Source organism: Bacillus sp. ISL-41 (assembly GCF_018613235.1).
Classification (GTDB): domain Bacteria; phylum Bacillota; class Bacilli; order Bacillales; family Cytobacillaceae; genus Mesobacillus.
Map to the genome: position 1 here is coordinate 32,871 of NZ_JAGGQP010000023.1, position 18,724 is coordinate 51,594.

Annotated in this window: 18 protein-coding genes; 11 read left to right on the forward strand and 7 right to left on the reverse strand. The window is 41.4% G+C overall.

Annotated features, from left to right (window positions below; translation table 11 throughout):
• The first annotated feature begins 3 nt into the window (after positions 1 to 3).
• Positions 4 to 1,041, forward strand: coding sequence for a ribonucleotide-diphosphate reductase subunit beta (locus J7I80_RS10850; RefSeq protein WP_214738372.1), 1,038 nt, complete (start codon positions 4 to 6; stop codon positions 1,039 to 1,041).
• 140 nt (positions 1,042 to 1,181) lie between these two features.
• Positions 1,182 to 1,448 (forward strand): hypothetical protein, encoded by a 267-nt coding sequence (locus J7I80_RS10855; RefSeq protein ID WP_214738374.1) that lies wholly within the window; start codon positions 1,182 to 1,184, stop codon positions 1,446 to 1,448.
• Between the two features lie 150 nt (positions 1,449 to 1,598).
• Here the strand turns inward: J7I80_RS10855 and J7I80_RS10860 are convergent, their stop codons facing one another.
• Complete coding sequence (locus J7I80_RS10860; protein WP_214738376.1) at positions 1,599 to 2,621, reverse strand: DUF3231 family protein; 1,023 nt, start codon at positions 2,619 to 2,621, stop codon at positions 1,599 to 1,601.
• Between the two features lie 257 nt (positions 2,622 to 2,878).
• On the opposite strand from J7I80_RS10860, the gene J7I80_RS10865 reads away from it, so the two are divergent.
• The 3 genes from J7I80_RS10865 (at position 2,879) to J7I80_RS10875 (ending at position 5,180) form a co-directional block, all read left to right on the forward strand.
• Positions 2,879 to 3,337, forward strand: coding sequence for a hypothetical protein (locus J7I80_RS10865; RefSeq protein WP_214738378.1), 459 nt, complete (start codon positions 2,879 to 2,881; stop codon positions 3,335 to 3,337).
• Positions 3,338 to 3,772: 435 nt separating this feature from the next.
• Positions 3,773 to 4,540 carry an alpha/beta hydrolase gene (locus tag J7I80_RS10870; protein WP_214738380.1) on the forward strand — a complete coding sequence of 256 codons (768 nt, stop codon included), beginning with the start codon at positions 3,773 to 3,775 and terminating at the stop codon, positions 4,538 to 4,540.
• A gap of 238 nt (positions 4,541 to 4,778) precedes the next feature.
• Complete coding sequence (locus J7I80_RS10875) at positions 4,779 to 5,180, forward strand: hypothetical protein (RefSeq protein WP_214738382.1); 402 nt, start codon at positions 4,779 to 4,781, stop codon at positions 5,178 to 5,180.
• Between the two features lie 274 nt (positions 5,181 to 5,454).
• On the opposite strand, the gene J7I80_RS10880 is transcribed toward J7I80_RS10875, so the two are convergent.
• A complete protein-coding gene (locus J7I80_RS10880; RefSeq protein ID WP_214738384.1) occupies positions 5,455 to 6,768 on the reverse strand; it encodes an MFS transporter in 1,314 nt (437 codons plus the stop codon).
• A gap of 335 nt (positions 6,769 to 7,103) precedes the next feature.
• Here J7I80_RS10880 and J7I80_RS10885 point away from each other — a divergent pair, with 335 nt between their 5' ends.
• On the forward strand, positions 7,104 to 9,035 hold the full coding sequence (locus J7I80_RS10885; RefSeq protein WP_214738386.1) for an oxidoreductase: 1,932 nt from the start codon (positions 7,104 to 7,106) through the stop codon (positions 9,033 to 9,035).
• A 101-nt stretch (positions 9,036 to 9,136) separates the two neighbouring features.
• Here J7I80_RS10885 and J7I80_RS10890 read toward each other — a convergent pair whose 3' ends face one another.
• The 3 genes from J7I80_RS10890 to J7I80_RS10900 all read right to left on the reverse strand — a co-directional run bounded on the left by J7I80_RS10890 (position 9,137) and on the right by J7I80_RS10900 (position 12,269).
• Positions 9,137 to 10,138 (reverse strand): TIGR03943 family putative permease subunit, encoded by a 1,002-nt coding sequence (locus tag J7I80_RS10890; RefSeq protein ID WP_214738388.1) that lies wholly within the window; start codon positions 10,136 to 10,138, stop codon positions 9,137 to 9,139.
• A 12-nt stretch (positions 10,139 to 10,150) separates the two neighbouring features.
• Positions 10,151 to 11,146 (reverse strand): permease, encoded by a 996-nt coding sequence (locus J7I80_RS10895; RefSeq protein ID WP_214738390.1) that lies wholly within the window; start codon positions 11,144 to 11,146, stop codon positions 10,151 to 10,153.
• A 76-nt stretch (positions 11,147 to 11,222) separates the two neighbouring features.
• Positions 11,223 to 12,269: a metal ABC transporter solute-binding protein, Zn/Mn family gene (locus tag J7I80_RS10900; RefSeq protein WP_214738392.1), complete on the reverse strand. Its 1,047-nt coding sequence runs from the start codon at positions 12,267 to 12,269 to the stop codon at positions 11,223 to 11,225.
• A gap of 220 nt (positions 12,270 to 12,489) precedes the next feature.
• Between J7I80_RS10900 and J7I80_RS10905 the strand changes: the two genes are divergently transcribed.
• Positions 12,490 to 12,732 carry a hypothetical protein gene (locus tag J7I80_RS10905; RefSeq protein ID WP_214738393.1) on the forward strand — a complete coding sequence of 81 codons (243 nt, stop codon included), beginning with the start codon at positions 12,490 to 12,492 and terminating at the stop codon, positions 12,730 to 12,732.
• 143 nt (positions 12,733 to 12,875) lie between these two features.
• Positions 12,876 to 13,367, forward strand: a complete 492-nt coding sequence (locus J7I80_RS10910) for a YehS family protein (RefSeq protein WP_214738394.1) — start codon at positions 12,876 to 12,878, stop codon at positions 13,365 to 13,367.
• A gap of 19 nt (positions 13,368 to 13,386) precedes the next feature.
• Here J7I80_RS10910 and J7I80_RS10915 read toward each other — a convergent pair whose 3' ends face one another.
• Complete coding sequence (locus J7I80_RS10915) at positions 13,387 to 13,965, reverse strand: cysteine dioxygenase (protein ID WP_214738395.1); 579 nt, start codon at positions 13,963 to 13,965, stop codon at positions 13,387 to 13,389.
• 17 nt (positions 13,966 to 13,982) lie between these two features.
• Positions 13,983 to 14,903 (reverse strand): DMT family transporter, encoded by a 921-nt coding sequence (locus J7I80_RS10920; protein WP_214738396.1) that lies wholly within the window; start codon positions 14,901 to 14,903, stop codon positions 13,983 to 13,985.
• A 467-nt stretch (positions 14,904 to 15,370) separates the two neighbouring features.
• On the opposite strand from J7I80_RS10920, the gene abc-f reads away from it, so the two are divergent.
• The 3 genes from abc-f to J7I80_RS10935 all read left to right on the forward strand — a co-directional run bounded on the left by abc-f (position 15,371) and on the right by J7I80_RS10935 (position 18,041).
• Entirely contained in the window at positions 15,371 to 17,269 is a 1,899-nt protein-coding gene (gene abc-f / locus J7I80_RS10925; protein WP_214738397.1) for a ribosomal protection-like ABC-F family protein, read from the forward strand.
• Positions 17,270 to 17,430: 161 nt separating this feature from the next.
• Positions 17,431 to 17,886: a DUF2269 family protein gene (locus tag J7I80_RS10930; RefSeq protein WP_214738398.1), complete on the forward strand. Its 456-nt coding sequence runs from the start codon at positions 17,431 to 17,433 to the stop codon at positions 17,884 to 17,886.
• An 11-nt stretch (positions 17,887 to 17,897) separates the two neighbouring features.
• Positions 17,898 to 18,041 (forward strand): hypothetical protein, encoded by a 144-nt coding sequence (locus J7I80_RS10935; protein WP_214738399.1) that lies wholly within the window; start codon positions 17,898 to 17,900, stop codon positions 18,039 to 18,041.
• The last annotated feature ends 683 nt before the right edge of the window (positions 18,042 to 18,724 follow it).

An 18,724-nucleotide genomic window follows, 5' to 3' on the forward strand; every position in this document is an offset into this window, starting at 1 on the left:
ACCATGAATCATTTGATGAAAAGAACACTTGTTGATGTCGATGCTCCCAATGCTTCGACCGGGATTATAAATGGCCAAAGTTCCAATATACTGAACTGGGATGATGTCCGCTTCCCATGGGCCTACCCAAAATATAAGAGGATGCTGGGTAATTTCTGGACCCCTTTTGAGATCAATATGTCAAAGGACATCAAGCAATTTTCGATGCTTTCAGAAAAAGAACAGGATGCCTTTTTAAAGATTATCGGGCTCCTGGCACTCCTTGACAGCATTCAAACAGACTATGCCGGTAAAGTTGCTGATTACCTCACCGACTCCAGCTTAAATGCACTGATGATCATTTTGGCACAGCAGGAAGTCATCCATAATCATTCCTACAGCTATGTGCTGTCAAGCATCGTATCCAAGTCGAAGCAGGAGGAAGTGTTCGACTATTGGAGGGCAGAACCAATCCTGCGCAAGCGAAATGAATTTATCACGGATGGCTATAAAGGTTTTGCGGAAAATCCAAGCATTGAAAATTTATTGCATTCCATAGTCTATGATGTCATTCTTGAAGGCCTGTTTTTCTACTCGGGCTTCGCCTTCTTTTATAACCTTGCGCGGAACCAGAAAATGGTCGGCACCAGCACGATGATTAACTACATTAACCGTGATGAACAGCTTCATGTAGGGTTATTCGAAAAGATTTTCAAAGAGATCCTGAGTGAAAATCCTGAATATGACACAAGTTCATTGAGGGGATTTGGGACGGAAGCATTCCGGGAAGCTGCACGGCTGGAGATTGAGTGGGCTGATTATATACTTGGCAACCAAATCGACGGCCTGCTAATGTCAGACCTGGAATCATATATAAAGTTCATGGCAAACAAACGGGCAGAGCAACTCGGCTTTGCTGCACCCTTCGAAGGACACCGGACCAATCCATTAAGATGGATTATCGCCTATCAGGAAGTAGACATGGGCAAGACCGATTTCTTTGAGCAAAAATCAAGACAGTATACGAAAACTTCCGATGAGAATGGGTTTGATGAGCTTTAAGACTGCCGTCGGAACAACAAGCCATAGCGTTGATCCAGAAGGATTAACGCTCTTTTTGTAGAATTCCTTATTGAACAAAAGGGGCAGGGAATAAGGATGTTCGTTTTTCAAACCAATAATCGATTGAGGAGCGATTATTTATGACACTTAAATGGTTGTGGATATGGGTTATTACATTTAGCATTTTAGAATGGGTTTCTATCCCATTCATATCTGCATTTACAGAACAACTGTATCAAGTAGTTGATGCAATATTAATAATTGCTTTTGTTATTTACCCATTGTTTTTCTTGATTTCCCTTTTGCTATTAAAAAAAGAGTTAAAAAAGGTTGGAGCAGTGATTTTACTTATTCCACTAATCGCATATGCACCTTTACTAATTGGGCTTCAATCATTGCTTAAGTAGTAATGTATTACTTATTGAGCTAAAGGTGCAGGATGGTTGAAGATATTGCAACAATATTCTGTAAATAAAGAAATAATTATGGTTATCATTTCTATTTTACAGTAAAAAATAAAAGGCGTTGTAACATATTACAACGCACACTTCTTCGTCTTATTTCTTTAAATTTTTTGCTAAGAATTTCCTATCAATCGCTTCAGGTAGTTTTTCAAACCATCCATGTTTTACCATAACATTGTAACAAATAGCACCAGCCTCCGTTGCATGGGTAAATACTTTCAAATAGTTTACAAGTATATCCGATCTAAAGCTGGAGCCTAATGATGCACCATAATAAGAAAGTGCTGCATTTACTAATAATGCTGCATGAAACATCATCAATTTGTCCGAAAATGGACTTTCAGTGGACTCAGTAATCTCAGCATCCCATTTCTCAGGTATTGGTAAATTATCTTGTCGTAGAATAGAATCAAAGCTTTCTGCATCTTTCCCAGCTAATTTAACATTTTTCAGCATAAAATTTCGAACATCCTCCATCTTTGCCACTTGACTAAAACCCAAACTTAACGAACTGATAAATCCAGTTTTCTTTGAATTAAAGAACAGAGTACTGATTTCGGAGCTGTTGAGAGGTCTTTTGTCTCCAATTAAATCTGAAATGATTCCCGTTGTTTCCATAAACTTTGTTCCATGAGGGGAAGGAATGGTAGGAAAACTTGAATATTTAGGTTGATTTTTAGCCAATGTCACTATTTTTTGAAACAATTCCTTAGAAGACAACGTACATTCAGTAAAATAATCTTGTATATCTGACCTTTCCGAGTTTGTTATAGCTAAGCTATAGGCGTTCACCCCATGTATGGTCATTATATACGAGTAAAAAAGTAAAAATTGATCAGAAAACAGACGTGGAGCACTGACATTCACATCATTCTTTGTAAATCCTATTGGGACTTGAAAATTTGCACTTTTCAAGAATTCGGAGATTTTGGTAATATGGGACTCTGCTAACTGTAAAGAAAGTTCTAAAATGGGTTTGATTTCTTTATTTTCAACAATGTTTAGAAAATATTTGTAAACACATATAGCCATACTATCACCCTGATATTGAAACCATAGGGCGGATACTTCAGCAGCAGTTAAACTGTTTGTTTTTAGTTTCCTGAAAATCCCCAAAGGAAATACCTCCAATTTTCAAATTTGGTTCTTAAATAATTATATTTTATTGGTGAATTTATTAATCTAAGGTACTTTTGACTGCACTTTCGTTAAGGTTTTTAAAAAAGAGAAAACAATCCATCCTTTTGCTTATATGTTTTCCAAATCAATTAGAGATATGTGCGAAAGACCATATTACTTATTGAACGAACGAAGCAGGATAGTTGAACAAGGTTTTCATTTATTTGGTAAAATATATAAAGGGGGATAGATAAATGGAAAAACTTATAACTATATTTTTAATGTTATTTATAATTGCTAGTTGTTCAAATAAAGAGATTAAAACGATAAATCCAAATGAAATTACTTTTGGAACGCTTAAAATTCAAAAAGATGGTTCACTTGTGAAAGATATCAGTTTAATGGAAAATGAAAAATTATTGAAGGAAGCTGTTGAGACCTATAATAACGCTAAATTTCTTTCAGTCGAAGAAGGAGAAAATGAAAATCAAGTGAATGTTGACCCTATCCCAACAGATGGGACTTTAGAGGAAGAATTATCAGCATCTTATTTTACAATTAGCGTGGAATCCACGGGGAACGATTATTATATCGGCTACAAAGGAGATAACATATTTAAAGTAATCGCTTCTGGAGATAGTTTTAAGAATAGACCTTTAGAATACTTCCTTGAAAGTAAAGACTTAAAGGAAATTATTATTGAAAATGAATAAATTTTATCTTTCGCTAACGGGTGTGTTGATCCAGAAAGGATTAGCGCCCTTTTTTGTTGAGTTTCATATTGAACAAACGGTGCAGTTTAGCTGCACCAGGTTAGGGAAATTATGGATAATTACCCAATGTTTAGCCATTTAACGAGGGATAATAAAATGATTAAATGGGACTTTATTGAAATAAATGTAAAAGAGGGATAACTAGGATAAAGAGATTAAATCTTTCTCTATATGATGAATTAGAGGTTCTAAAACAAAAGGGAATGTTGAAATTTAAAGGTTTGTTATTGAGGCAACGGGTGCGTTGATCAAGAAGGATTAACGCATTTTTTGTTGATTATTAAGCTATAGAAGCAGTTTAACAAGGAAGAAATTTAATAGATGAAATTTATGGTAAATTAAAGATACAGAAGTGATTGCAAAGGAGGGATTATCTTGTTAGAAATATTTCCTGTTTATATGACTTCCTTCAAACAAGATAGGCTAATTAGAGTATATCTACCTAAGAATTACAATGAAGGAAGGAAAAAATACCCTGTCTTATATATGCACGATGGACAAAATATTTTTAATGATGACGATGCAATTGGCGGCACATCTTTAGAACTTGAAAACTACTTAGATGAAAATGGATTAGAAGTTATTGTTGTCGGAATAGACCAAAATACCAAAGACCGAATAAACGAATATTGTCCTTGGTTAAATGGTGAATATAGCAAAAAAATATTAGGACACGTTAGTACATCTGGCGGAAAAGGGATAGAGTATGTTGACTTTATCGTGAATGAACTAAAGCCATTTATAGACAATAAATACCGTACGGTAAAGGAGAATACAGCAATGGCAGGTATCTCTTTAGGGGGACTTATTACCACGTATGCTATGTGTCGTTATCCTCAAGTATTCAAAAATATAGCCGTATTATCTTCTGCATTTTACCGTAACCAAGAGGAAATTGAAAAGCTAATAAAGGATTCTGATTTGTCTTTAATTGAAAGGATATACTTAGACTGCGGAGATAAGGAATCTGGAAATGAAGAAATCATAAATAAAGAATTTTTAGTTTCAAATAAAGCCATTTATGATATTTTAAAAGAGAAAGTAACAAGTACAGAGTTTGCAATTATTATTGATGCTGAACATAACTATTCATTTTTTAGAGAAAGAGTTCCTAAAATTTTTTCTTTTTTATCAATAATTTAAGATAAAAGTTTTGTACTTAAACAAACAGGTGCGATAGTTTAAAAAAGTTGCAATGCAGTTTTTTTATGGAATCTGGCGTAAAAATGAATGTAACTTAATGGATGTTTTGTTACATTCAAGGAACCCAAAAAGGCAAAAATGGTTGCTAGCAGTAGTTAATAATTTATATGCTCAATATTATGATAAAAAAAATAAAATCGCCTTTATACATAATTGAATATAGAAAGGAGATCATAAAATGAAAAGAATAATTTTTGGTTTAGTGGCAGTAGGAATCATATCAGCAGGATTAATCTTCGGTAGTGGAACTATAGAAAAACAAGCGGAAGGTAGTAAAAAACCCAATATAGACGCATTGTTAGCTGAAAATGGATTTACAGCAGAACCACTGTCGAATGATGAAATGAAAGAAATGGATTTATATCTTGAAAAATATACAAAAAATTTTTCAATTGATAGAACTGTAATAGGAAAAGTGAAAAATCAGGAAAATTCAAAGGTTATAGAAGTTGCCATATCACAAACATCTGGTATTCTTAGTGAAATTCAGGCTGAAAATCCAGAAGAAGCTGAAAAGGTTAGAAAAGAAAAGGGTTTGTCTTTCATTCCTATATATTTTAATCATGATTCAGATAGATAAAGTAAATCCCCTTTATTAATTTAAAGGGGATTTGTATTTAAGACGGATAATCTATAGTATTTGAAAAAAATCACTTGAACTCCCGGGTGCTAATGTTCAACAAAAGATAACGCTCCACGCATTGTTCTAGGCCTATTAACTTGCCAAATTGGCTGCTATTTTAAGTGGGAAATTCTTTGCGCATAGAACTGTTAATTTGTACCTCACAAGTCGATACCGTTATAAAAAGCCTTACCCGTTTTTAAAAACGGATAAGGCTTTTGTTTGTGCACTATTATGCTGTGGTTGCTGCCTTTTTCTGTGTACTTGTTGCTTCTGAAGTTTTTCTCTGGTAGTAATACCAGTTTAGAATGATCGACAGTACATAGAAGCCGATGAAGATGAAGAATGCTGGCACATAACCACCTGAGATATTGACGGACCATCCGAACAGCTTTGGAATCAGGAAGGATCCGTAAGCTGCGAAGGCTGCGGTGAAACCTAGTACTGGTGCAGCTTCTTTCGGTACGAAGATTCCAGGGATCATCTGGAATGTTGAACCAGAGCCGATTCCGGCAGCAATGAACAGGATCAAGAATGATGCAAGGAAGCCGCCGAATTGCTTAGTGCCAAGGAAGTAAATGACGCTTCCGGCACCAGCCATCATCACAACCAGGACGATGGATGTCAGCTTGGCACCTCCCATTTTATCAGCCAGCCATCCGCCGACAGGACGTGATGCGGCAGCAAGGAAAGCACCTAAGAATGCTAAAGAGATATATTCAGGGAATTGTGATTTCAATAATAGCGGGAATGCCGCTGAGTATCCAATGAAAGAACCGAATGTTGCAACATAAAGCCATGTCATGATCCAAGTGTGTTTTCTTTTTACAATGACGAATTGGTCAGAGAATGATTGCTTTGTTCCAGGCAGGTTATCCATCCCGAACCAGGCTGCGATCGTGACAATCGCGATTGGTAAAAGCCAGATGAATGCTGCGTTTTGCAGAAATACTTCCTGGCCGTTAGACAATTTCTGTCCATCGCCAGCGATAAAAGCGAAAGTTCCAGTTGTAATGATCAATGGTGTTACGAATTGAACGACTGATACACCCATGTTACCTAAACCGCCGTTAATGCCAAGCGCGGTTCCACGTGCTTTTTTCGGGAAGAAGAAGCTGATGTTGGATGAAGAACTGGAGAAGTTACCGCCACCCAAGCCGGAAAGTGCTGCCAGCAAAAGCATGACAGAATATGGTGTATCAGGATTCTGGACAGCGAAACCGATGCCGACTGCCGGAATCGCGAGTACAGCTGTTGACAGGACCGTCCAGTTACGGCCGCCCATCATCCCAACGCCAAACGTATACACAAATCGTAAAGTTGCACCAACAAGACCAGGCATTGCTGCCAATGTGAAAAGCTGCTGATCAGTAAAACTAAAACCAATATCATTTAATCTAATAGCGACTACAGACCAAATCTGCCAGACTATGAACGCGAGCATCAGGGAAGGAACAGAGATCCATAAGTTCCGCTTGGCATGTTTTTTGCCTTCGGATTGCCAAAAACCATCGTCTTCAGGATTCCATTTATTTATGCGAGCCATTTTAATTCCTCCATATATTTTCGAATGGGTGTTTACAAGATTAATAAACCATTTATATCACACATCAGTTGTGACGAACCTCACATCTCGAGACACCATCACAATTCTGTCAAAAAGTCTTGAACATTCTTTGACAGAGAGTGATAAAAGTCAGTACCCATAGGGGTTTAACCTTATATAGATACCTTATTTGTGAGGAAATAGAGGAGGGAATTAGCCTGCGGGGTGAATAGTCATAGACACCTCACAAAATCGAAACCTTCATCCTGTGGTTATGTGATTTAATAGAAAATATAATGTGAAATTGTGAGCATAAGAGAATGGAGGCAGATCTAATGAATTATCCACTTTTGTTTTCGGTCGGGAAAATAGGCAGTTTAACACTCAAGAATAGGGTGGTGATGCCTGCAATGGGAACCGGATTGGCCAGTGCGGATGGAGAAATGACGGAGCAGCAAATCCGTTATTACGAGGAAAGGGCCAAAGGCGGGACGGGTTTGATCATTACTGAATTTACAACGATCGATTTTGAAATGGGACGGGGAGCAGCAAACCAGCTTAGGGTGGATAATGACCGGTTTATATCCGGGTTTCGCCGTCTGGCTGAGGCAGTCCATACATATGGTGCAAGAATATTTGTCCAGCTTCACCATGCCGGCAGAGAATCCAGCTCCTATTTGACAGGAGGAAAGCAAATTGTCGCTCCCAGTCCGGTTGCCTGTAAAGCAATTGGCGAAGAACCAAGGGAATTAACAATTTCTGAGGTGAAAGAAATCATCGGAAAATTCGTGGAGGGGGCAGTCCGCTGCAAGTCAGCAGGCATAGATGGAGTAGAGCTCCACGGTGCGCATGGTTATTTGATCAACCAGTTTTTAAGCCCGAATACCAATCTTCGTAAAGATAAGTATGGCGGCAGCTTTGAAAAAAGGATGCGATTCGTGGAGGAGATTGTCCGGGGGATCAAACAGGAGTGCGGTGCGGATTATCCTGTTACCGTAAGGCTTAGCGTCGATGAATTTGAAGAAGGCGGCATGGACCTTACCTTAAGCCGTAAAGTAAGCCGATACTTTGAGAAAATAGGGGTCGATGGCATACATGCAAGCTCAGGAAACTACAATACGATGGAGAAGGTCATCGAATCTCCTCTTTTTGAAGAAGGCTGGAGAGTTTACCTGGCAGAGGAAATCAAGAAAGAAGTCAATATCCCGGTTTTTGCGGTAGGGAATATCCGCGATCCTCAATTTGTGGAGTCTATTTTGGCTGAAGGCAGAGCAGATTTTGTATCAATTGGCCGCGGACATATTGCAGATCCTGATTGGGTGCGAAAGGTAGCCGAGGGTCGAGAAAAGGAAATCAAAATGTGCATTTCCTGCCTGCACTGCGTTTATACGAAGGGGCATATTGAGTGTTCAGTCAACGTCAGGGCAGGACGGGAGCTGGAATTTTTAGAAATGTCTCCTATTGAAAAAAAGAGACATGTAGTGGTAGTTGGGGGCGGTCCTGGCGGAATGGAAGCAGCAAGGGCTTTGGCCATAAGAGGTTTTGATGTGACCCTTCTTGAAAAGAGTGGCAAGCTCGGCGGGCAGCTAAACCTTGTTACAGACCCGGTCTATAAAAAGAAAATGGCAAGATACGTAAGATACCTCATCAATGAAATGGAGCGGCTGAATATTGACATCCGCCTGAATTTAGAAGCTTCTGTCGGGCTGATTAAATTAATGAAACCGGATGTGGTTCTGCTGGCGACAGGCGGTACCCCGCGTGTCCCGGATTTTGAGGGTCTTGATCTTCCGCATGTAAGCAATTATCGCGATGTCAAAGTTGAAAACAGTGTTTTTACCGGCCAAAAAATCGCAGTAATTGGAAGCGGGATGGTTTGTCATAGTACTTCCCGCAGACTTTCCGAGCAAGGTAATGAAATAACACTCATTGAAGTACTCACAGAATCAGCCAGAAAAATAAGCCCGCAGACCAGAATGAAACTGATGGAAAAGCTTAGATTGGAAGGCATCAAAGTCATTACCGGCCACGACGTCAGCGAAATCACGGCTGAAGGAGTCATTTTAACAGAGGACAAAACTGGTGCAACTAAAGCGATAGAGGTGGATCAGGTTGTCATAGCCATGGGAGTGCAGGCTTATAACCCGCTGGAACAATATTTGAGAGGAATTATGAAGAATGTCTATGTAATTGGGGATGCAGCAGGCAAAACATCTTTAGCAGATGCCACAAGAGAGGGGTTTGAACTAGCCTGTGCTCTGGGATAACAAACTGGCTAGCGATACTATATGTTTATAGAAAAAAGGGCAAAGCTTTGTGATGAGCGTTTGCCCTTCTTTATTTGGTTATTCGTATAGTAACAAATCCATTATTCTCTATTTATGCTGACAGGATATAGATATGGAACTTCCGGTTCTTCGGTAATTTCCCATTTAGAGACTTTGACAAGCGGGATGGGGGTGTCCATGTAGGACCCTGTTTCGATGACGCCTTCTATTTTAATCCAGGTGTCTTTTTCGATCGTCGCTGCGTCCGGGAACTCAGATAAAAATCCGATAATGCTGGCATCTGCGACACAGTGGGTGACCAAGAAGCGTGATACGACCAGTTGGTCTTCTGTAAAGCCTTCCTCTTTATAAACGAAGCCGTATAGACTTACCTTCCGGCCTTGGAACTTATCGATGTCGGAGCTGATTTTCTCATAGTAAGATGAATAGATACTGTCATTGAAAATAATAGTCCCTGTCTCCAACCCTTTCATCTTTGTATTGTATTCTTCATCTGTCATTTGATTTTCGTAACCTGTGGCAGTCTCGGTGCCTTCGGGTATGTCAGTACCTTGCTCAGCCTGATAATCGCTCTCTTCTGGTGGTTGGCCAGCTTCGCCAGTTCCCTGGCTGTCTTCCTGTTCTGGCGTTTCACTCGTTGTCTGTCTGCCCTGACCGCTTTTACTTGAGCCGGCAATCGACAGCATCGCTCCCTTTTTATCGGCGATCGCGGAGTCAAGGACCTTTGCAGGCAGGAAAAATCCTGTCAGTAAAGGCAATACGATGATTGAGTATGATAACAGTTTTTTTACTGAAAAAGGTGATGTGCCATGGTCATGAAAATGGTCATGGTGATCATCATGAGAGCAGCATTCACCCGCATGATTGCAGGAGTCGTGATTGTGTTCCCCTTTTATTGTCCAAACTCGTGTAATCTGGATGAAAAACAGGAGCAAAAATAGGAACGCGGCTGCCTGACTTAAAAGCAAATACTTTGGATTAATGAATAAATAAATCTTACCTGTAAAATGCAGCATATAAATCAAAGCGGAAAATCCAAGCAGGATCAGGGACCTTGCCGCCTGCTGTGCATGGAATTGCATGGACAAGACCTCCTATAGCATGCCGCCAAACAGCATGAGAATAGTGAATACAGTCCCAGCGACGAGCGCAAGAACGGTAATGACGAATTTAAATCGGAACACACTCATCATAATCAGCGTATTTTTCAAGTCAATCATCGGCCCGAAAATCAGGAAGCCAAGGATCGAGGTTGAAGGAAAGATGCTGCTGAAGGAAGCCCCAATAAAGGCATCTGCCTCAGAGCAAAGGGACAGGAAGAACGCTAGTCCCATCATGACAGCCAGTGAGGAAGCGGCACCACTGCCAATTTCCAATAATGTTTTTGCCGGCATATAGGTCTGAACCAGAGCGGCCAGGAATGCGCCGATGATTAGGTACTTGGCCATATCGAAAAACTCATCAATTGAATGCTGGAGCATGGACCAGAACTTTTCGAGGAAGGTCTGTTTTCCAGAATGGCTATGGATGAGCAATGAGGTGCTTTTTTTGAACTGCGTTCCTTTGAAAATCATTCCAACCATGAAGGCGACAATGATCGCGATGGCCAATCCCAATCCCATTCGAAGCGCAGCGATTTTAAAATCGTTGCCAAAAGCCATATATGTAGACGCAATGACAATAGGGTTGATGAGGGGGCCCGTCAACATAAAACCAATGGCAGCGGCTATTGGGACTCCTTTGCCAACTAGCCTGCGGATGATTGGAACGATTCCGCATTCGCACGCTGGAAAAAGAGCGCCAACACTGCAACTCATTACAATCGCCAAATATTTGTTCTTAGGAATCCACCTGCTTATATGTTCCTCGGTGACAAAAATCTGAATCATCCCCGCAATCAGCACCCCAATCAGAACGAACGGGAAGGCTTCTATTAAAATGCTGAGAAATATCGTATTCAGATTCAGAATGGAAGAGGGGATTTCCAACTCACTCTGAAATCCCATCCCCAGGCTTAGCAGCATGAGAAACGCCAGAATGACAGCAAAACCTGTAATGTCCAATAAATTAGACCGGATTAATCGAATCATTTTCTCCTCCTGGATACTTTTACTAGATTGTACTGCTTGAATAAAGAAAATATGTACAATCTAGTAAAAGAGACTATTAATTTAGCATTTTTTCCAGCGTCTTAAGATTTTTTCGCATCAGGCTGAAATAGTCCTCTTGATTCTTCATATCTTCAGCTGAGATGGACTCAAGGTTATACAAGGTAACTGTCTCAGCACCGATTTCGCTTTGAATCATTTCTGCCACGCGTGACGAAACATTCTGTTCAAACGCAATGTAACTCAAATCATGTTCTTTAGCTTCTTCAATTAACTTTGTCAATTCTCGTTGTGAAGGCTCTTGTGTGGGAGAAAATCCATTGACAGCGATCTGGATGATTCCATATCTATTTGACCAGTATCCATACGCTTCATGGGCGACAAGCAGATGCTTGTTTTCGGCCTGATTGATTGTAGTTTTAAATTCATTGTCCAAATCCTTTAGGTCTTTCTCAAGCTGCGCGAAATTCTGTTCAAATTCCTGTTCATGCTCCGGCATCTGTTGAATTAGGGAATCTTTGATATTTAATGCCAGTTTGATAGACAGGATTGGATCAAGCCATACATGTGGATCTAAGTTTTTAGCATGATGGTCCTCATTATGGTGTTCTTCTTCAGAATGAGTGGCTTGCTCGTCGTGATGTTCTTCTTCAGAGTGAGCGGCTTCCTCGTCATGGTGTTCTTCTTCGGAATGAGCATCTTCCCCTTCATGGGAATGATCATGCGAAGACTCAATCATATCCACATTTTCTGCGGCTTTTACAATCATGACCTTTTCATTTTTTAAGGCTTTCTCCGCTTTTTCCACAAACCCTTCGATCCCGGAACCGGAATAAATAAATAAATTTGCTTCTGCAAGCTTCATCATATCCTTAGTGCTTGGTTCGAAGCTGTGAGCGTCTACATTCGGTGGGTAGAGGCTTTCCACTTCAACGAATTCCCCGCCAATTTTTTTCGTGAAATCCTGAAGAGGGTAGATGGTGGTATAGACCGTCAGCTTATTAGCTTGAGAATTATTTTGGTTGGCTGATTTCTCGCTGGACGAACAGCCCGCTAGTGTCAAACCCACTAATAGCAGTAAACCAAGTAGTTTAGTGATTTTCATAGTGATCTCCTTAATCTATATTTTCCTTAATCGAAATGATTACGATTTAAAGTGTAAAACAGAAATTTATTTTTGTAAATGATTTTAGGAATCATTACGATTTAAATAATTTTGATAAGAGCTCAATTATAGGCAGACTGGAAGGTCATTTCTGGAATGCTGGTCCGGATTTTCTGAAACTAATTAAGGCTCCAACCGTACTAATGGGTAGGAGAGGGTGATGGATATGAAAAAATATTTGTTGTTTGCCGGAAGTTTTATTATAGCTTTTATCGTGTTGCAGGTAGTATCTGGTCTGCTGTTAACCGCTTTTTATTCGCCTGAAATCCCATCGGAAGCGGTAAATTTACCTTCGCAGGTAGAGTTCGGGAATACAAACTCAATCCCATTGGTGATCTCTGTATTGTCATTGGGGATAGCATTTGGTGTAACCAGATTTTTTAGCAAAAGCCAGAAATCTTGATGAAGTGCTGCAGCTCCCCGGTCTAAAAATGCCTCCAGACGCTTGTGAAGGTGAAAACTATAGGCATTTTTAATATTTAATGGTAGACTGCAATAGTTAATCGGGAATACTAATGGTACAGCTTTTTATAGGAGGCTTTTTTAATGCTTAACAATGATATAATGATCCGGTTACGGTACGCATTGGATATCAAAGATACTGATATGGTAGAGATATTCGAGCTTGGCGGCGTGAACGTGACGAAGGACGATGTCCGCATGATGCTGCAGAGGGTAGATGAAGATGAATATGGTGAAGAGATTGTCCCAGAGGGCTACATAAGAGTCAACAATGCAATGATGGAGCAGTTCTTGAATGGCATGGTTACTTTTAAAAGAGGGAAGCGTCCGGGGGAGACTGGTGCTCCGCCACTAACCGGGGAGGCTGTGAATAACCAGCTTCTGAAGAAGGTGAAAATCGCCCTGTCACTCACGAGCGAGGATATGCTCGAGATTTTTGACCTTGCGGGAGTCCGTGTATCAAAGGGTGAGCTCGGTGCGATTTTGAGAAAAGAAGGGCATAAGAACTATCGGGAGTGCGGCGATAAATTCGCACGGAATTTCCTGAAGGGTTTGGCCCTGAAATTCCGTGAATAGAGATTTTTAGAGACGGTTCTCATGAAGCATGAGAACCGTCTTCTGGTTTTGTAAGCTGGATTTCTTTGATTTTCTGACGCTGTTCCTCTGGCCACCATGCTCCACAATCATCGGAGACGATGCAGGCTGCGCATTTTTCTAAATCATAGACTTTCATCCCGCTGATGGGCGGCGAATAGAGGTGGAGAGTGACGAGCCCGTCTGGACCGTCTGCCTGCATTTTATGGACGCCTTTTTTAGGCGCGAAAAAGAGTTGTCCTTGATGATGATACTCTTTGAATATTTCTTTAGGAAGTTTGTTGTTTTTGACCTCGTAGACAGAGTTGATGGAAGTCCCATTAAGGACATGGATCCATCCATGAGAGTCGCCGTGGTCATGGGGGGCGCATTCCAATGATGACCAGTTCATCACAAGCAGCTCGACATCCTCACTTTTGTATAGAAGTTTCCGATAGTAAGGCTTTCCGGAAGATGAATGGAGTAATGGCTCCAATTCATCTACAGACATATTAAGCTCCGCCAGCGCTTCCTTCATCTCATGTCTGGAAGGAATTTTTAATGAATCCAACACGTTTTTTGCCTGAGGCTTCAAAGTCATGGACACTCCCACCTTCTTCATTTTTTAAAAATGGTACTCACCAGTAAGCGTGCAAGACCGCCATTGACAATGGCCACTCCTATAATAATTATGATTCCGCCAATGGCACTTATGAGGATAAATTTTTCATGTAAAAGAAAGATGGCGGCAATCAGGGTGACCAAAGGCTCGAGGTAGATGAACATGGATACTCTTGATGCATCCAATACTTCCAGCGCCTTTCCCCAATACCAATACCCAATTCCAGATACGAATATCGCAAGGAACAAAAGATGTGCCCACTCTGTCTGTGTCAGCAAGGGCAGGGATTCCCAGCCTTTGTTGCGGATGATAAAAGGGAGAGTAAGCACAAACCCGATTAAGCTCATGTAAAATGTCACCAAAAGAGCAGGATACGGGATTTGCAGCCTTTTTAACAGGATCGAATAAACCGCCCAGTTCAGGGTGCTCAGGATCATCAGGATGAAGCCGATGTTCAGCGCAAATTCGAAAGAATGCCCGCTGCGGGTGGTAGTGACAAGAAAGACACCTGTTATGGCGACCACCATTCCAAGTGCTTTTTTCACGTCCATCTTTTCATGCAAAAACAGGACCGACAGGATGACGGTGAAAATCGGAGAGAACGAAATCAGCCATCCGGCAGACGAGGCATTGATTGTTAACAAGGCCGTTGCCTGCAGGACCTGGTGAATAAACACACCCAGTATTCCGAGGACAACCAAATGAGGAATGTATCGAATCGAAATTCGCAAAGTATAACGATTCAGCAGTAAAATCATCAATAAAAACAATGCTCCTAGACCAAAACGCAGCACCAGGAGGGAAAACGGGTCAAGCTTTCCGAGTACGGCTTTAGCAGAAACAAAGGAAACTCCCCAAAAACTGATTGATAATAAGGCATACATAGAAGCAGTGAGCTTCTCACGAAACGGAATCATGGCACGGAATCCTTTCTGGTGGACAAGTTTTCTACTAATTTATGCTTGTCCTGAAGGAAGAAGAATCATGAAAAATTACCCATAAATATTTACAAAATTATGTAAACCTGAGATAATGAAGCAAATGATTGAGGAGGGAAAGTAAGTTTATGGAACCAACATCTAATTGCTAATTATTAATTTTAATTTTATTAATAAGGATTTTGTACAGAGTGTAAAAAGCCTATGTGTATAGGTTTATTTCGTTATGCTCTTTATGGGATCACAGCAATTAGAAGAAAACTTACTTTACTGAATCGTGATCGGGAATTTTTGGCATGGGCTTATTTGGCTTGCTGAAAATGTTGATTCAAGACTGTAGGGATTTCTACGGTCTTTTTTTATTGGAAAAATTGAATAGTAAATAGGTTCTTCTTTGTGCTGTCCATAAAAGCGTAGCTTCATTATGGATGAAAGAAGGAATTGATATGTTAGAACTTAAAGTGCATGGAATTAAAAAATATATGGAAGCGACGCTGGTCGTGAAAAGTTTTACATTGGAGGCATTTGAAGGGGATAAAATCGGGATTGTCGGGGCGAATGGCAGCGGGAAAAGTACGATTCTGAAGGTGATTGCAGGAATCGAGAGGATGCATTATTATCCTGGCTATCCGCAGACCTCGAGCCCGGGTTATGATGAGGGGCTGGTCCATCGTCCGAGGGGAGCATCGTTTGCTTACCTTGAGCAGATGCCTTCGTATCCGGCCGGCCTGAGGGTGATCGATGTCTTGAATCTGGCATTTGAAGAGGTTCATGAGATTGAAAAACAGATGCGAGAGCTAGAGGGGCAGATGCAGGTTTTAGAGGGGGCGGCTTTGGAGAAAACGCTCAATAAATATAGTGATCTCGTGAATCTGTATGAAGCAAAGGGCGGGTACGAACAAGAGGAGAAGCTGAGCAAGGTTTGCACCGGGCTCAAGTTTACCGAGGGCTTTTTACAGAGGGATTTCGATCTGCTGAGCGGCGGTGAGAAGACGACGGTAGGTCTCGGAAAAATTCTCGTCCATCAGCCGGATATCCTGCTGCTCGATGAGCCGACGAATCACCTTGATATGGAATCGATTGAATGGCTCGAAGGCTTTTTGAAAAATTATAAGGGCATCGTGCTGATTGTTTCGCATGACCGCTATTTCCTCGATAATGTGGTCAATAAAATCGTCGAGATCGAGGATATGGAAACGATTAGCTACAGGGGGAACTATTCAAGCTTTATCAGCCAAAAAGAAGAAAATATGCGGGTGCAGTATGAGCAGTTCCGCGAGCAGCAAAAGAAGGTCAATAACATGGAAAAGCAGGTGACGAGCCTACGGGACTGGGCGCTGAGGGCGGACAATAACAAATTTTTCAGGCGTGCGGCCAGCATCCAGAAGAAGCTCGATAAACTGGATCGCATTGAGAAACCGATTTTTGAGCGACGGAATATGCGTTTGAATTTTAACGATGCAGTGCGCTCCGGGAATGAAACGATCAAGGCGGTTGCTGTTTCTAAGCGCTATGGAGATAAGGTGATTTTTGAAGGCGCTGATCTGATGGTTCATTACGGTGAGCGGGTCGGCCTTGTTGGTCCAAATGGCAGCGGCAAGACGACGTTCCTGAAGATGCTTCTCAGGGAGGAGCAGCCGGATGCCGGTGTGGTCGAGTTGGGTGCGAATGTGATGGCCGCCTATCTGCCTCAGAAGATTGACTTTAAAAATGAAGAGCTGACGGTGCTTGAGTGTTTCCGTGAGGATATCTCGATTGTGGAGGGAAAAGCGCGCGAGTATCTGGCGAAGTTCATGTTTTACAAAAAGAGTGTCTTCAAGAAAGTGAAGTTCCTGTCCGGGGGCGAGCGGATTCGCTTGAAGCTGGCGATGCTGATGTTTCAGGATATCAATTTGCTGATCCTTGATGAACCGACGAACCATCTGGATATCGATTCGATTGAGACGCTTGAAGCGGCCCTGGAGGATTTTAAAGGTACGATATTCTTCATTTCACATGACCGCTATTTTATCAATAAAATCGGCGAGCGCGTGATTGCGGTTGAGGATTTTGGCTTGAAGAGCTATGAGGGGAATTATGATGATTATAAGAGGGAGAGAGCGTTGCTAGAAGTGGTGCCGAATGTGAAGGAGAAAAAGGAAAAGGTGCAGCGAATGGTGAAACCAGACCCGGGGGGTGGGCTGCTGAAGAAGATTGAAGGCCTAGAAAAAGAAATCACGGAGCTCGATCTGGTGATGGGAATCAAGCAGGATTATGAAGAGCTGGATCAGCTGTATAGCAGGAAACAGCAACTGAATGAAGAACTCGAGCTGACAATGGAAATATGGTTGAGTGTCGGGGAGTGAGGGAGAGGAAGCATGGGTATTTTTTCATGCTTTCTTTTTTCTGTTTCGTGGCATTGATGAAAAAACACTATAAACAAGTTGGAAAAATAAGAATTATTACCCACAAGAGGGAATATTTATGATATAAATATATAGGTAAAAAGTTCTAGAGGGGGATGAGGATGACTTTATATGGAGGGTTGGTTTTAGTTCATGTAATCGCCGCCGTTGTTGGTTTAGGAGCGAGCTTTGGAATGCCTGTTGTCGCCAAATTTGGTGCTAAGTCAGTAACGAACGCAAAAGTGTGTTTTGAGATTAATAAGAAGATAGAGATGTTTGCAAAGGTTGGATCGCTTACCTTGTTAGCAAGCGGAATACTGATGGCCATCGTCAATCCGGTGCTTTGGTCACAGGGATGGTTCATCGGTTCCTTGATTATATATGTACTGATTCAGCCTGTCGTCGCAGCAATGTTGCCAAAAACAATCGAAAAGCAAGTCGACATCGTGATGAACAGCGGCGACGGCGAACTGCCAGCCGAGTATCATCAGCTGGATAAAAAAGCGGCCAAGCTGAACGGCATCGCACATGTCGCAGCTGTCGTGCTCATCGTGCTTATGTCAACAAAACCATTCTAGGGGGAAACGCAATGCAAGCAAAGCCAATGTTTTATGATGGTAGCGGGGAAAACAAACAGACGGCGGGTGCTGCAGCTACAAAGACATCCAGTGTCGTGATCACTGAAGAAATGAGGAAGTCCATCGGCGGCAATCCTTATGTGTTTGTGAAGTAGGTTGATCAGGGAAAGTGCTGGCCATTGGGGCTGGCGCTTTTTTATTTTAAAGACAGGTTTGAGGTCGCAAGAGTAAGAGTTGTCAGAAGTGAGGACAGGTTTGTTTGTGTGAGGAGAAAAGCTGTCAAGAAACCGAAGGAATTGTGACAGGTATGAGGTCATGAGGGCAAAAGCTGTCAAGAAACCGAAGGAATTAAGACAGGTATGAGGTCATGAGGGCAAAAGCTGTCAAGAAACCGAAGGAATTGTGACAGGTATGACTGGCATGAGGGCAAAAGCTGTCAAGAAACCGAAGGAATTGTGACAGGTTTGAGGTCATGAGTCCAAAAGCTGTCAAGAAACCGAAGGAATTAAGACAGGTTTGAGGTCATGAAACCAAAAGCTGTCAAGAAACCGAAGGAATTAAGACAGGTTTGAGGTCATGAGGCCAAAAGCTGTCAAGAAACCGAAGGAATTAAGACAGGTTTGAGGTCATGAGGGCAAAAGCTGTCAAGAAACCGAAGGAATTAAGACAGGTTTGAGGTCATGAGTCCAAAAGCTGTCAAGAAACCGAAGGAATTAAGACAGGTATGAGGTCATGAGGGCAAAAGCTGTCAAGAAACCGAAGGAATTGTGACAGGTATGAGGGCATGAGGGCAAAAGCTGTCAAAATAGATAATCATCACAAGCTCATTTCGCAGTCA